General features: G+C 66.2%; 14 protein-coding genes. 2 read left to right on the top strand and 12 right to left on the bottom strand.

Annotated elements, in window-relative coordinates; translation table 11 throughout:
• Nucleotides 1–42 precede the first annotated feature (42 nt).
• Nucleotides 43–1,269 carry an aromatic ring-hydroxylating dioxygenase subunit alpha gene (locus J2X37_RS02210; RefSeq protein WP_310017239.1) on the bottom strand — a complete coding sequence of 409 codons (1,227 nt, stop codon included), beginning with the start codon at nucleotides 1,267–1,269 and terminating at the stop codon, nucleotides 43–45.
• Nucleotides 1,270–1,479: 210 nt separating this feature from the next.
• Between J2X37_RS02210 and J2X37_RS02205 the strand changes: the two genes are divergently transcribed.
• Nucleotides 1,480–2,109, top strand: a complete 630-nt coding sequence (locus J2X37_RS02205) for a TetR/AcrR family transcriptional regulator (protein WP_310017237.1) — start codon at nucleotides 1,480–1,482, stop codon at nucleotides 2,107–2,109.
• Between the two features lie 2 nt (nucleotides 2,110–2,111).
• On the opposite strand, the gene J2X37_RS02200 is transcribed toward J2X37_RS02205, so the two are convergent.
• Nucleotides 2,112–2,882: an enoyl-CoA hydratase-related protein gene (locus J2X37_RS02200; RefSeq protein ID WP_310017235.1), complete on the bottom strand. Its 771-nt coding sequence runs from the start codon at nucleotides 2,880–2,882 to the stop codon at nucleotides 2,112–2,114.
• Between the two features lie 38 nt (nucleotides 2,883–2,920).
• On the opposite strand from J2X37_RS02200, the gene J2X37_RS02195 reads away from it, so the two are divergent.
• Nucleotides 2,921–3,400 carry a VOC family protein gene (locus J2X37_RS02195; RefSeq protein ID WP_310017233.1) on the top strand — a complete coding sequence of 160 codons (480 nt, stop codon included), beginning with the start codon at nucleotides 2,921–2,923 and terminating at the stop codon, nucleotides 3,398–3,400.
• 11 nt (nucleotides 3,401–3,411) lie between these two features.
• On the opposite strand, the gene J2X37_RS02190 is transcribed toward J2X37_RS02195, so the two are convergent.
• The 10 genes from J2X37_RS02190 to rseP form a co-directional block, all read right to left on the bottom strand.
• Entirely contained in the window at nucleotides 3,412–4,563 is a 1,152-nt protein-coding gene (locus J2X37_RS02190) for an acetyl-CoA acetyltransferase (protein WP_310017231.1), read from the bottom strand.
• Nucleotides 4,560–4,922, bottom strand: a complete 363-nt coding sequence (locus J2X37_RS02185) for an OB-fold domain-containing protein (protein ID WP_310017228.1) — start codon at nucleotides 4,920–4,922, stop codon at nucleotides 4,560–4,562. Before J2X37_RS02185 ends, J2X37_RS02190 begins: the two co-directional genes overlap by 4 nt.
• Nucleotides 4,919–6,139, bottom strand: coding sequence for a CoA transferase (locus tag J2X37_RS02180; RefSeq protein ID WP_310017226.1), 1,221 nt, complete (start codon nucleotides 6,137–6,139; stop codon nucleotides 4,919–4,921). Before J2X37_RS02180 ends, J2X37_RS02185 begins: the two co-directional genes overlap by 4 nt.
• Nucleotides 6,140–6,261: 122 nt before the next feature.
• Nucleotides 6,262–6,915 carry a TetR/AcrR family transcriptional regulator gene (locus J2X37_RS02175; protein WP_404979586.1) on the bottom strand — a complete coding sequence of 218 codons (654 nt, stop codon included), beginning with the start codon at nucleotides 6,913–6,915 and terminating at the stop codon, nucleotides 6,262–6,264.
• 177 nt (nucleotides 6,916–7,092) lie between these two features.
• Nucleotides 7,093–8,040: a DUF808 domain-containing protein gene (locus J2X37_RS02170; RefSeq protein WP_310017219.1), complete on the bottom strand. Its 948-nt coding sequence runs from the start codon at nucleotides 8,038–8,040 to the stop codon at nucleotides 7,093–7,095.
• A gap of 143 nt (nucleotides 8,041–8,183) precedes the next feature.
• Entirely contained in the window at nucleotides 8,184–8,408 is a 225-nt protein-coding gene (gene rpmE, locus J2X37_RS02165; protein WP_066555484.1) for a 50S ribosomal protein L31, read from the bottom strand.
• A gap of 126 nt (nucleotides 8,409–8,534) precedes the next feature.
• Complete coding sequence (gene fabZ, locus J2X37_RS02160; RefSeq protein ID WP_310017217.1) at nucleotides 8,535–8,978, bottom strand: 3-hydroxyacyl-ACP dehydratase FabZ; 444 nt, start codon at nucleotides 8,976–8,978, stop codon at nucleotides 8,535–8,537.
• 33 nt (nucleotides 8,979–9,011) lie between these two features.
• Nucleotides 9,012–9,662: an OmpH family outer membrane protein gene (locus J2X37_RS02155; RefSeq protein ID WP_310017215.1), complete on the bottom strand. Its 651-nt coding sequence runs from the start codon at nucleotides 9,660–9,662 to the stop codon at nucleotides 9,012–9,014.
• Nucleotides 9,662–12,295 (bottom strand): outer membrane protein assembly factor BamA, encoded by a 2,634-nt coding sequence (gene bamA, locus J2X37_RS02150; RefSeq protein ID WP_310017213.1) that lies wholly within the window; start codon nucleotides 12,293–12,295, stop codon nucleotides 9,662–9,664. Before bamA ends, J2X37_RS02155 begins: the two co-directional genes overlap by 1 nt.
• Nucleotides 12,296–12,503: 208 nt before the next feature.
• Complete coding sequence (gene rseP, locus J2X37_RS02145; RefSeq protein ID WP_310017210.1) at nucleotides 12,504–13,619, bottom strand: RIP metalloprotease RseP; 1,116 nt, start codon at nucleotides 13,617–13,619, stop codon at nucleotides 12,504–12,506.
• Between the last annotated feature and the right edge of the window lie 5 nt (nucleotides 13,620–13,624).

Below are 13,624 nucleotides of genomic sequence, written 5' to 3'. Positions count from 1 at the left end.
CCTTCTCCGGTATTATTCTTGTCGCCTGGCCCGGCGGGGCCGTCAGTCGTGCTGCACCCAGTCCTTCAGCACCTGCTCCACGCGGGCGTGTTCGGGAACACGGTTGAGGCCGATGCGGCGGTCCAGTTCCTCGTGCCAGTGGTAGATGCGGCGCTCCTGGTAATTCAGCGGCATGCCCTTGAAGCCGGGGCTTTCCAGCGACGCCTGGATCTGCGGGGCATATTGCAGGTCCTCGTAAAGGATCCGCTCCCAGTTGCCGAGGCGGGTCGGCCACAGCGGGTGGGGATTTTCGGGATCGTGCTTGGGGGCCAGCCAGCTCGACACCACGCGCGCCCGGCGCGGGCCCAGCGGCCAGAACTGCAGGATCGGGATCCCGGTCGGCGCCGGCGGCATCACGAAGTTGGGATAGATCTGGTAGCTGACGTTGTTCTTCGCCGGAAACTCGGTGATCGTCTCGATCTCCGGCATGCCGACGGTACCGGGATCGACCCAGTCCGGCCGCCGGTTCGGGGTCGCCATCCGGCTGTGCCCGTTGGGCCAGAGCGTCACGATCATCGACCGGTGATCGAGGAAACGGTCGACCGTGTCGACGTGGATCGACTTCAGGTGATAGACCTCCAGGAACGCGTCAAGGAGCACCTTGACGTTGCAGTCGACTTCGTATTCCCGGCTGTCAACTAGGCGCAGGTTGGCGAGATCGAACTGTTCGAGCTGCGCCGCCATCGGGCCGATGTGCTCCATCAGCGGCTGCGCCTCGACATCCTTGTTCACGAAGATCAGCGAGCCGAGCAATTCGCAGCGAACCTGCACCAGGCTGCGGCACGAGAAGTCGAGATCGACGAAATCGCGCTTGTCGCGCACCGCCGTCAACTTGCCGTCGAGCGTGTAGCTCCATCCGTGATAGCCGCAGACGAAGCCGCGGTCGGTGCCGCTCTCTTCGGTGACCAGCGGCGCACCGCGGTGCTGGCAGGTGTTGTAGAAGGCCTTGAACTCGTCGTTCAGGGTGCGCACGACGATGATCGGCACGCCCGCATTGCGCCACAGGAACCACGAACCCTTTTCGGGCAGCTGGTCGATGTGCCCGGCATAAAGCCAGGCCCGGTCCCACATCATCTCCTTTTCGAGCTGCAGGAACTCGGCATCGGTATAGCGGCTGCCGGGGATGTCGGGCAGCTTGGGAAAGCCCTCCGGCGGTCCCTTGCGCGAACCCTCGTACTCCATCCGGGCGAAATCGTTCTCGGGACGCTGGTCCAGTACCTGGTCGAGCATCGAGGTTCTCTCCTGTGCGGGGCCGCTCGCGACGGGGCGGCGGCATGGCTTCTCGCGAAATCGACAGGATTGCTCTTCGATTCGGCCCTGTCGCTTGCGCCGATGCTACGCGCGCGATCGGCAAACAGTCAACAATGATTGTTTTTTTGCTGGCGATATGGTTAGGTTTCGGGCCAAACGCGCGTTTGGTCGAAAGTCGGAGAGTTCGCCATGCCAGCCAGTGCCGCCCTTGCCGCGCCCAGCGCTTCGCCGAGCCCCCGGCGCGGCGGGCCCGATCGCTGGCCCGAACTGGTGACCGCCGCGGCCGAACTCTTCGCCGAGAAGGGATACGAGGGCACGTCGCTGCGCGATGTCGCGGAACGGATGGGCATGCTGAAGGGCAGCCTCTACCACTACATCAACGCCAAGAGCGACCTGCTCGTCCATGTCCTGCGGGAAGCGCACGAGCGGGGGGTGAAGTCGCTCTCCGCGATCGCGGCGGGCGATGGCCCGGCGATCGAGCGGCTGGAGGCGCTGGTCGGCGCGCATGCCCGCTACGTCTGCACCGAGACGGTCTTCACCGCGAGCTTCCTCGAGGCGCATCGCCACCTCGCCCCGGCCCGCGCGCAGGAGTTCGTCGCCGCCGAACGCGCCTATCGCCTTGCCGTCGAGGGGCTGATCGCGCGGGGGCAGGCCGAAGGGTCGTTGCGCGCGGACCTCGATCCCAAGGTCGCGGCGCTGTGCCTGCTGGGGTTTCTCAATTCGCTGCACGACTGGGTCAGCCCGGCGCGGCGATTGTCGGTGCGGCGCATCTGCGACCATGCCATCGCCATCGGTATCGACGGGCTTCGCAGCCGCTGATGTCAGCCGTTGTCGAACCCCGCGTCGCGCTTTTCGGCATAGGCGGCCACGCCCTCGCGGCTGTCGGCGCTGTCGAGCGTTGCTTTGCCCCAGGCATTGCCGACGGCAAGGGCCTGCTCGATGCTCATCCCGGTCGACATCTCGTAAAGCTCGCGCCCGTTGTTGATCGCGGCCCAGCTGTTGTCCAGCATCCGGGAAACGACATCCAGCGTCCGTCCCATCAGCCGCTCGCCGGGCACGACCTCGGTGATCACGCCCAGTTCGTACATGCGCTGCGCAGGCACCAGTTCGCCAGTCATGATCAGCGCCAGCGCCGTCGCGCGCGGCAGCTGCCGGGCCAGCCGCTGCACCCCGCCGGCAAAGGCGAAAAGGCCGCGCTTGACCTCGCTCACGCCCATCAGGGCATGGTCCGCGGCAAAGACCATGTCGCAGGCCATCATGATCTCGAACCCGCCGGCGACCGCCGTGCCGTTGATCGCGGCGACCAGCGGCTTCATCCGCTTGCGCTCGGTAATCCCGCCGAAACCGCGCCCGGGGACAAGGCCGTGCCCTGCACCGCGTTCCGCCGCCTCCTTAAGGTCCATGCCGGCGCAGAAGATCCGGTCCCCGGTGCCGGTCACGATCATCGCGCCGATGGCGGGATCGGCTTCTGCCGCGGTGATCGCGGCGTCCATCGCGTAGGAGGTCGCCGCGTCGAGCGAGTTGCCCTTCTCGGGCCTGTCGATCCGCAGCACGCGGATGGCTCCGTGAGTCTCGATCGCCAGCCCGCTCATCCTGCCACTCCCCATCCCATCCCGTCGGAGACCTTGTCGTGAAAGCCTTTGCCAGCCTCTATCACCACGGTCGCATCGTCGACGACCTTGCCGTCGCCATGGCCGCCATGGAGCGTGACCTCGGCGTTCGCTGGGCGCCGGTGCGCCGCTTCGAGCCGATCCGGGTCTGGCTGCCCGAAGGAACGGGCGGTGACGGCGAATGGAGCGAGGCGCAGATCGCCGTCACCTATTCGCGGCAAGGCCCGATCCACTTCGAGCTGATCGAGGTTCTGGCGCCCGGCGCCTACGATGTTTTGCGCGCGGTATCGCACGACCACGTCGGCGCCTGGGTGCCCGATGTCGGCGACGCGGTCGAGGCGCTGGTGGCCGATGGCTGGACCCTGATCATGGCCGGCGCCTCGCCGAAGCACCGCCACGGCCAGATGGCCTATCTTTCGAAGGACGGCGGTCCGGTGCTGGAACTGGTCGGCGAGGCGATTCGCCCGATGATCGAGGAGTGGATTGCCGCGACCGAGTAACGCCGCCCCGGTCACAGCGTCGCCGCGCTGCCGAGGATCACGGTCGCCTGGCTCGACAGGGTGCCGCCGTTGCCGTGGGCCAGCGCGACATCGACACCGCCCAACGGGTTCGCCGCCTCGCCCCGGATCTGCCGCGCCGCCTCGATGATGGCGAAAAGGCCGTACATGCCGGGGTGGCAGTATGACAGGCCGCCGCCGTTGGTATTGACCGGCAGGCTGCCACCCGGCGCGATCGCGCCGCTCGCCACGAAAGGCCCGCCCTCGCCCTTGGCGCAGAAGCCCAGGTCTTCGAGGAACAGGATCGTGTTGATGGTGAAGGCATCGTAGAGCTGCACGGTGGCGATGTCGGCATGGGTGACGCCCGCCATCGCCATCGCCCGCGCGCCGGATTCCTGCGCGCCGGTCACGGTCATGTCCTCGGCCTGGACGATGGAATTCCACCATGCCGCCGCCGCCGCGCCCAGCACCGGGACCGGCGGCCTGGCAAGATTGCGGGCGCGGTCGGTCCGCGTCATGACGATGGCAGCGGCACCGTCGGTGACGAGGCAGCAGTCGGCCCGGCTGATCGGGGTGGAGATCATCCGCGCCGACAGGCATTCTTCCAGCGTCAGCGGAGCGCGGGCGAAGGCCTCCGGATTGGTCACGGCCCAGGCCCGCGCCGACAGCGCGACATGAGCGAGGTGTTCGCGGGTGGTGCCGTAAAGGTGCATGTGCCGCTGCGCCGCCAGCGCATAGCTGGTCACCGGAAAGATGGGACGGTAGGGGGCGTCCCACTGGTTGCTGGTGATCTTGGTCGCCAGCTTGCCCCCTCTCGACCGCTGGTTCGACCCGTAGGCGATCAGCGCGCAATCGATATAGCCCGCGTCCAGCGCCAGCGCGGCACTGGCGACGTGGCTCATGAAGGCCGAACCGCCGGTGCGGTTGTTGTCGGTGTAGCGCGGGCGGATGCCGAGATATTCAGCAAATGACAGCCCGGCGAAGAAATCGTCCGGCTGGCAGATGTAGAGCGCATCGACATCGCCCAGCCCCAGCCCCGCGTCGGCCAGCGCCAGCAGGCCCGCTCTTGCGGTCATCTCCATCGAGGTCTGGCCCGGCGTCTCGCCGACGCCGTACGTGGCCAGCCCGGCAATGGCGCTGCGCCCGCGGGGAAAGGCATCGCTCATGCCGCGTCCTCCCTTCGGAAAAGGACCAGCGGTTCGGCACCGTCGGTGTCGATGAAGGCCGCGACCCTTTGCCCGATGGCCAGCTCGCCCTCGACGACGCCGACGACACGGCTCATCAGCCGCGCGCCTTCGTCCAGTTCGACGACGGCGACGTTGAAGGTCGGTTCGGGCGGGCGCTGCTGTATCCACGAAAACGAATGGACCGTCCCGCCGCCAGACGCCTCGACCCATTCGAGCGCACCGCCCTCGCCCGGCGCCATCACGCGCGGCGGGAAGACAGCCTTACCGTCCGCGGTGCGCTGAATCAGCAAGCGCCCTTCGGCCAGCGCCGCGCGCCACTGTGCTTCGGGTCCGCTCAACCTTCGACGCCCTCGTCCTGCTGCACCGCCCCGGTGTCGAGCAGGGTGCGGATCTCGTCTTCGGCGAAGCCGGCATCGCGCAGCACCGCCACGCTGTCGCCCGCCAGTGCCGGGCCCGGATCGCCGATCGCGCCCGGCGTATCGGAAAAGGCCGTCGGGATGCCGGGGAAGCGGATCGTGCCCATCGCGGTTTCGCGCTGGTCCCAGAAGCCGATCTCCTCCAGGTGCGGATCGTGCAGCAGGTCGGTCAACGTCGCGATCGGCGTCGCCGGGATCTGCGCCTTGCGGAACAGTTCGACCCACTCGGCGGTCGTGCGGGTTTCCATCACCTCGGCGACCTTGGCCAGCACGGTGCCGATGTTCTGCGACCGGGAACGCATGTTCTCGAACATCGGATCGCGCGACCATTCGGGATTGCCCAGCGCGTCGAAGAAGTTCTGCCAGTGCCGGTCGTTGTAGATCATCACCCCGATCTGCCCGTCGCTGGTCTTGTACGGGCGGCGCGCTTCCGACGTGGCGCGCGGATACTCGGGCGGGCCCTGCGGCGGCACGAAGAGCGAGCCGCACAAGTGCTCGACCATGGCGAAGGAGACCAGTGTCTCGAACATCGGGACCTCGATCTCCTGCCCGCGGCCCGTCTTTTCACGGGCGTAGAGCGCGGCGATGACCGAATAGGCGCCGGTCAGGCCCGCGACCTTGTCGGCGATGACGGTCGCCGCGTAAGTCGGCTGGCCACCCGACAGCTTGGCCTGAAGATCGACAATGCCCGAAGCGGCCTGAACGATGTCGTCGTAGGCGGGATAGTCGCGATAGGGACCGTTGCGCGAAAAACCGTAGAGGTTGGCATAGACGATGCGCGGGTTGGCCGCCGCAAGCGCCGCGTAATCGAGCCCCAGCCGCCCGATCGCAGCCGAGCGCATCGAATGGATGAACACGTCCGCATCCTTCGCCAGCCGCAGCAAGGCTTCGCGCGCGGCCGGCTGCTTCAGATCCATGACGATCGAACGCTTGCCGCGATTGACGTTGAGGAACATCGCGCCGCGCGAATGGTCCGGGCCCGGCGGAATGAAGCGGGTGGTATCGCCCTGCGGGCTTTCGACCTTGATCACCTCCGCGCCCAGGTCGGCGAAGATCTGGGTCGCATAAGGCCCCATCAGCACGCTCGTCAGGTCGAGCACCCTGACCCCGGCCAGAGGCCCCTTGCCGCGTCCGCTCACAGGTCTTCTCCCAATCCGGCTTTCGTCTTCCGTACAACCGCCTTAGCAAGCCTTACACCGGAAAAAAAGACATGCATGTCTGCCTTTTTATTCGGCCTCAAAGACCACCGCTGACGGTGGCGTCAACCGCCGACAGCCGCCCGCTTCGCGTCCGGGCGCATCTCGCGGATCTTCTCTTCCAGCATCTTGAGCAGTCCCGGCACCATCGCCTCGTCGAGCGCGCCAGTCATCAGCGCGCTCGCCATCCCCTCCATCAGGGTCTGCGACAGGGCCATGGCCCTTGCAAAATCATCGGGGGCCGAATGCCATTCGGGGTAAAGGGCGATCGCCTCCGAATTGAAGCGTTCGCGAAATTCGATCTGCAGCGGCTTCATGATTGCCGCGAGATCGTCGTGCGTGCGCGCCGCCATGGCCAGTTCCTGGAACGCGGCGAAGGCCGGCTTCTGCAACTGCTTCCAGTAGGCGTCGATCATCGTCGTCGGGTCATGTCGGCTGGTTTCGGACGAACGGCGAAACGCCCTCAGCCGCCGTTCGTGGAGTTCCATGATCGTCGCCTGGATCAGCGTCGCGCTGTTTTCGAAATGATGCAGCATGGCACCGCGCGACAGTCCCGCCTCCGCCGCGACGAGCGGAGTGGTCGTGCGCGCAAAGCCGACCTTGACGAGGCACCGGATCGTGGCGTCGATCAGCCGGGCGCGCGTCTGGGCGCTCTTGATGGACTGGCGCGTCGGCCCCTGATCGCCGTTCGTCTTGCGCTTCGCACTCGTTGCCACCATCGGCTCCCTGTGTCGGGCCCAACGCCCGCCGGCCCCATGCGTTTGGGCCTCCGCCCACTCGCGTCGGCAGCCCGGACGCGAGTCCGGTCAGCCCGCTAAGTCAGTCATGATTGTTTTTTATGCGGCCACGTCAATGGCCATGATGCCTGCGTCCCCCACAGGATGGGACTGCGACGATCAGTGCGCGCCCTTGCCCAGCAGTTTCAAGCCCTTGTGCAGGCCAAGAGCGATGATCGCGCCGAGCACCATGCCGACGAGCGCCGAGATCACCGCATAAGTCAGCCATCCCAGCACGCCCGCCAGCGCGCCCGTCGCGACCTCCACCGCGTGCTGCACCGCGTGGACGACATCGGCCGGCCCGTGGAAGCCGAGTTCTTCCAGACCGTGGAGGACGATGCCTCCGCCGACCCAGAGCATCGCCGCCGTACCCACTACCGAAAGAACGGCCAGCAGGCGCGGCATGAGGCGGAGCAGGAACGCGCCGATGGCCCGCGACGCCGGTGGGGTCCGCTTGCACATGTGCATGCCGATGTCATCCATCTTCACGATCAAGGCGACGACACCGTAGACGAGCACGGTGATCGCGAGGCCGACCGCCGCCAGCGCCATCGCGCGAGTGGCGAGCGAAGCGTCGGCCACTTCGCTCAGCGAAATCGCCATGATTTCCGCCGACAGGATCAGGTCGGTGCGGATCGCGCCCGACACGCGCTGCTTCTCGAACTCGGCAACGTCGGTGATCTCGTCCTCGAGAGTTTTGCCGTGCTTGTCTCCGCCCAGTTTCTCCAGCACCTTTTCCGCGCCTTCGTAACAGAGGAAAAGCCCGCCCAGCATCAGGATGGGCGTGATTGCCCAAGGCAGGAACTCGCTGAGGAGCAGCGCGGCGGGAAGCAGGATCAACAGCTTGTTGCGAAGACTTCCCTTCGCGATCTTCCAGATGATGGGCAGTTCGCGCTGCGGCGTGAAGCCGGTGACGTAGGACGGCGTGACCGCAGCGTCGTCGATCACCACGCCGGCGGCCTTCGATCCGGCCTTGGCGGCGCCCGCGGCGACATCGTCGGCACTGGCGGCCGCGGCCTTGGCAATGAGAGAGATGTCGTCGAGCAGCGCAACAAGACCGGAGGGCAAGGCTGATCCTTTCGTCCAAAAAATCGAAGGCGAGACGGTTCGCCCGGCCTGTTGGTTCCCCAATGGCAGGGCCGGCGCGGCGCGCGCAAACGAAAAGGGCGGCCCCGCAGGACCGCCCCGTTCGTGAAAAAGCCGAAAAAGGCTTACTTCTTGAGCTTGAGCCCGCCGAAACGCTGGTTGAAGCGCGCGACGCGGCCACCCTCGTTGACCACGCGGTTGCCGCCGGTCCAGGCCGGGTGGCTGGTGGGATCGATTTCGAGCGCCAGCGTGTCGCCTTCGCTGCCCCAGGTGGAGCGCGTCTCGAACACGGTGCCGTCGGTCATCTGCACCTTGATCATGTGGTAGTCGGGGTGGGTATCGGCCTTCATGGCGGTAGTCTCCGTTCGATGCGCCGGTTCCGACCGGCGGCACGGGGGTTGTTCGTGAAAGGCGCGCGCATAGCCGCGACGCGTTCCGAATGCAAGCGGGGCGTGGCTGCGAGCGGGCGCTCGCCCCTACTTCTCGATCATCGCGGTGAATTCCGCCTCGCAGGTGACGTTGCCGTCGATCGAGGCGGTGCCCGCGAACTTGCAGATCCGCGCCCGCTTGTGAACGAAGCTGACCTTGAGGTCGAGCAGGTGGCCCGGCGTCACCGGCGCGCGGAACTTCGCGTTGTCGATGGCGAGGAAGTAGACCAGCTTGCCCGATCCCTCGAGGCCCAGCGCCTTGATCGCGAGCAGGCCCGCGGCCTGCGCGAGCGCCTCCACCTGCAGCACGCCCGGCATGATGGGGCGGCCGGGGAAGTGGCCCTGGAAGAAATCCTCGTTGAACGAGACGGCCTTGACCGCGTGGATTTCCTTTTCGGGATCCAGCGAGACCACCCTGTCGACCAGCAGCATCGGATAGCGATGCGGCAGGAGTTCAAGGATCGTTGGCAGGTCGAAACCCGTCTCGTTCATCGAATCAGCCCCCTGTTCGTCAGACTGTCGCGATCAGCGACCGCCAGTCGCCGCCGCGTTGCCCGGCTGGGCGGCCTGGGCCGCTTCCGCCTCGCGCTGCGCCGCGGGCTTCCAGTTGGCCGGCGGCACAAGCTGCGCCGACGGGATCAGCCGGTTGAGCTCGTTCAGTACGTCCTGGTTGATGTTGTAGGCCTGGTCCGCCGCAACGATCGCGCCCGGATTGAGCACCAGCGTGATCTTGCGCTTCTTCTGCGCGGCATCCATCGCCGCCGGCAGCTTCTCGCTGATCTGTTCGAGCACGTAGGCGCGCGACAGCGCGACCGGCTGCATCATCCGGTTCAGCTCGGCCTCGCCCGACTGCTGGATGCGCTGGATGGCCTGCGCCTGCTGCGCCAGCGAGGCCTGGTTCGGCGAGGCGGCGGCGGCATCGGCCTGGTACTTCTTGATCAGCGGATCGATCTGCGCCTGCAGCGCCTTGCCGCGCGCTTCGGCAGCGTCGATCTGCGCCTTGTAAGTGACCGGACGCTGCTGTTCGGCGGCCTTGAAGGCGGCGGAATTGGCGACGATCGCATCGGGATTGGCGACGCCGATACCGGGGGCGACCTGCGCCGACGCGACGACGGGCAGCGCCACCGGGGTGGCGGCGACCAGCGCGGCGGCAAGGAGCTTGTGGGTGGTCTTCATCAGAATTGCGTTCCTACGTTGAAGCTGAAGGACTTGGGATCATCCCCTTCCTCCTTCAGCAGGACCTTGGAGAAATCGAGCCGGAGCGGGCCGAACGGCGAGTTCCAGCTGACGCCCACACCCACCGCGACGCGCGGCTTGGGGCTGTCTCCGAGGAACTCTTCTGTAAAAGGCGAGATGTATAGAGTATTACTCGTCTTGCCGTCGGGGGCGAGCGCCTGGTCGGTGTAGACCGGCGTTTCGAGCGGCTGGCCGTCGGCGCCGACCGTCTGCAGGTAGACCGGCGTCAGGATGGACGTGACGGTCGGGTTCTTCAGACCCCAGACTGCGCCGACATCGGCGAAGATCGAGGGGCGAAGGCCCATTTCGCGTGCCCCCGAACCGAGCGGGATCTCCAGTTCGGCGCGGCCCTTGTAATACATCCGGCCGCCGAGCGCGTCGTCGGTCTGGTTGTCCTTCGAGGCGACCGTGAAGTTGCCGTCCTCGTCCTGCGTCAGGCGGGTGCGAACCACGCGCGGGCCGATGCCGCGGATGTCGAAGCCGCGCATTTCCGGCTCGCCGAGGAAGAAGCGGTCGGTCAGGCGAACGTCGTCGGTTCCGGCGATGCCGCGATCCTTCAGCGCCTTGATGTAGCCGCCCTCCGCCGCGAGCGAGAAGACGAAGCCGTCCATGATCTCGAAGTACTTGGCGGCGTTGGCGCGGACGCGGGCGTAGTGCACGTCGCCGCCAAGCCCCGCGAAGTCGAGATTAAGCAACGCGCGCTCGCCCTTGCTGGGACGGATGCGGTTGTTCAGCGTGTCGTAGATAAGGCTGCCGCCGACGATCGAGCTGGTCCGCTTGCCAAGCGCGTCGCACAGGTAGCGACCCGCGACCAGCGGATCACATTCGAGCGTGCCGTTGCCGTCGGTGTCGCGGAAATACTGGTTGCCCAGCGACACGTCCTCAAAGTTCAGAGTGTAGCGGCCGATGACCGTCATGTACTCGCTGAGCGGCGTTCCTGCGCGGAGCGAGAAACCGGTCGTCGTGTTCTCGTAGGTGTTGTTGCGGTTGCGGTTGAAGTAGTTGAAGCTGTTGTAATCGCGGCGGTAAACGTCCGCGCCGAACGAGATGTTCGAATCGAACATGTAAGGTTCGGTAAAGCTGACCTGCGCCGCCTTCGAATAGCGCGAATAGTTCAGCGACAGGCCGATCGTCTGGCCACGGCCGCGGAAGTTGCGCTGCTGGATCGACCCTTGCAGGATGAAGCTTTCGAGGCTGGAGAAGCCGGCCGAGAGCTGCAGTTCGCCGGTGGCCTTCTCCTCGACGTTGGCGACCAGCTTGACGCGATCGGGCGTCGCGCCCTGCTGCTGCTCGACCTCGAAGTTTTCCTGGAAGTAGCCCAGCGACTTGATGCGGTTGGTCGACCGTTTTACCTGCAGCGAGTTGAAGGCGTCGCCCTCGGTCAGGCGGAATTCGCGGCGGATCACCTTGTCCTGGGTCAGGGTGTTGCCGTTGATGTCGATCGATTCGACATAGACGCGCGGCGCGTTCGCGATGCGAAAGGTGACGCCCATCGTCAGGTCTTCCTTGTTGCGCGAATACTGCGGCTCGACCTCGGCGAAGGCGTAGCCGAAGGCGCCGATGGTTTCGGACAGGCCCTCGATCGTATTCTCGACCTGCTCGGCGTTGTACCAGTCGCCCTGCTTCATCACGAGGCTCTTGGTCAGGCGCTCGGAATCGAAGTCGCGAATCTCGGAATCGACCTTCACGTCGCCGAACTTGTAGCGTTCACCTTCCTCCACCACGTACGTGATGATGAAGTCCTTCTTGTCCGGCGTCAGCTCGGCCACGGCGGACACGACGCGGAAATCGGCGTAGCCCTGCGTCAGGTAGAACTGGCGCAGCTTCTGCTGGTCGAAGGCCAGCTTGTCGGGGTCGTAGCTCGTGCCGCCCTTGAGGAACGAGAAGGTGCTGGTCTGCTTGGTCAGCATCTCGCCGCGAAGGTCGCCGTCGGAGAAATTGTCGTTGCCGATGATGTTGATCTGACGGACCTTGGACTTGGGCCCCTCCTTGATCTCGAACACGATGTCGACGCGGTTCTGGTCGAGCGTGACCGACTTGGGCTCCACCGTCGCGGCGAAGCGGCCCTGCCGCTTGTACAGCTCGATGATGCGGTTGACGTCGGCGCGCACCTTCGACCGGGTGTAGATCTGGCGCGGGGCCAGCTTGATCTCGGGAAGGATCTTGTCGTCCTTGAGCTTCTTGTTGCCCTCAAGAATGATGCGGTTGATGATCGGGTTCTCCGTCACCTGGATCACGACGTTGCCGCCCTGTTCGCGGATCTTGACGTCTGCGAACAGCTCGGTCGCGTAAAGCTCCTTGAGCGCGGCGTCGGCGGCGGCGGCGGTGTAGAGGTCGCCCGGACGCATCTTGATGTACGACAGGATCGTCTGCGGTTCGAGCCGCTGCGCGCCGGCGACGGCGATCTGGCGGATCACGGTCTGCTCCGGCACCGCCGGCGCACTGTCGTCGACCGCGACCACGTCCTGCGCCAGCACCGGTGCAGGGACCAGTGCGGTGCCCGCAAGAAGGGCGCCGAACAGACCCGCCTTGCGGCCCGTGAAGCGGTGCGATCCCAATGCCTTTGCGGCCATCAACGTGCCTTCCCGTACTTCAGGCCCCGCGCGCCCGCGCCGGCCCGGCAAATAGTCCCGCCCCGCGGCCCCGAAAGGACCGCCCCAAGCGTGTCGTGCCCTCTGCCCGATGGACGCTCCGGTATCAAGGCGAACCCGTCGATTATCCGCGATTGGCACCCGGTGCGGGCCGGGCCTGCGGCGCAACCCCAGGCACGGGCCAGCGCCCTCAGCTACCGAAGATGTCGAGGGATGCGATGTCCAGAAACGTCACGAATACCATCAGGCCCAGAACGAGTGCCAGCCCGGTGCGAAAGGCCATGTCCTTCCCCCGCGCCGATACCGGCCGCCGGCGGATCGCCTCGATCGCGTAGAACGCGAGGTGTCCGCCGTCGAGGACCGGGATTGGCAGGAGGTTAATGAATGCCAAGTTAATTGAGATCATGGCGACGAAGCCGATGTAGGCGTACCAGCCCTGCACCAGCTGCTCGCCCGAATACTTGGCGATCTTGACCGGCCCGCCCAGTTCCTCGACCGACCGGCGGCCGGTGACGATCTGCCACAGCCCCACCGCCGACATCTTCATGATCGCCACCGTCTGGCGCGTGCCTTCGGCCACGGCTTCCAGCGGCCCGACCTCGTCGATGCGGACCCGGTCGGTGGATATGCCGATCCGGCCCATCCGGAATTCGTTGCCGAAGCGGTCCCGCTCCACATGGGTTTGCAGCGTCACGTCGGCCTGCATCGGCTGGCCGTCGCGTTCCCAGGCGATGCGGATCGTCTCGCCCGGATAGGGGATGACATGTTCGCGCAAGTCCTCGAAGCTGTCGATCCTCTGCCCGTCGACGGAAACGACCCGGTCGCCCAGTTCGAGCCCGGCGCGGGCAGCGGGGGATTCGACGAGGATCTCGCTGATCACCGGATCGGCGACGACCTTGCCGAAGGCCATGACGAAGCCGGCGATGATGAGGATGGCGACTAGCAGGTTGGTGACCGGCCCCGCGGCGACGATCGCGGCCCTGGCGCCAAGGCTCTTGGCCTGGAAGGTCTGCGCGCGCCCCTTCTCGGGCAGGGAGAGCCATTCGTCGGTCGGCTGGCTGGCGGGGTTCATGTCGCCCGCGAACTGGACGTAGCCGCCCAGCGGCAGGGCAGAGAGCTTCCAGCGCGTCCCCCGCTTGTCGGTGAAGCCGATCAGCTCCTTGCCGAAGCCGACCGAAAACGCCTCCGCCTTTACCCCGAACCAGCGGCCGACGAGATAATGGCCCAGTTCGTGCACGACGACCAGCGGCGCCAGCACGATGATGAAGCCGATGATGGCGGTGAGGATGCCGGGGTTTTCGAACATGGCGG

Origin of the sequence: Croceicoccus sp. BE223 (genome assembly GCF_031457155.1) — a bacterium.
Lineage (GTDB): Bacteria > Pseudomonadota > Alphaproteobacteria > Sphingomonadales > Sphingomonadaceae > Croceicoccus.
Note: the sequence above shows the minus strand (reverse complement) of the source record. Positions and strands in the feature narration are given on the sequence as shown.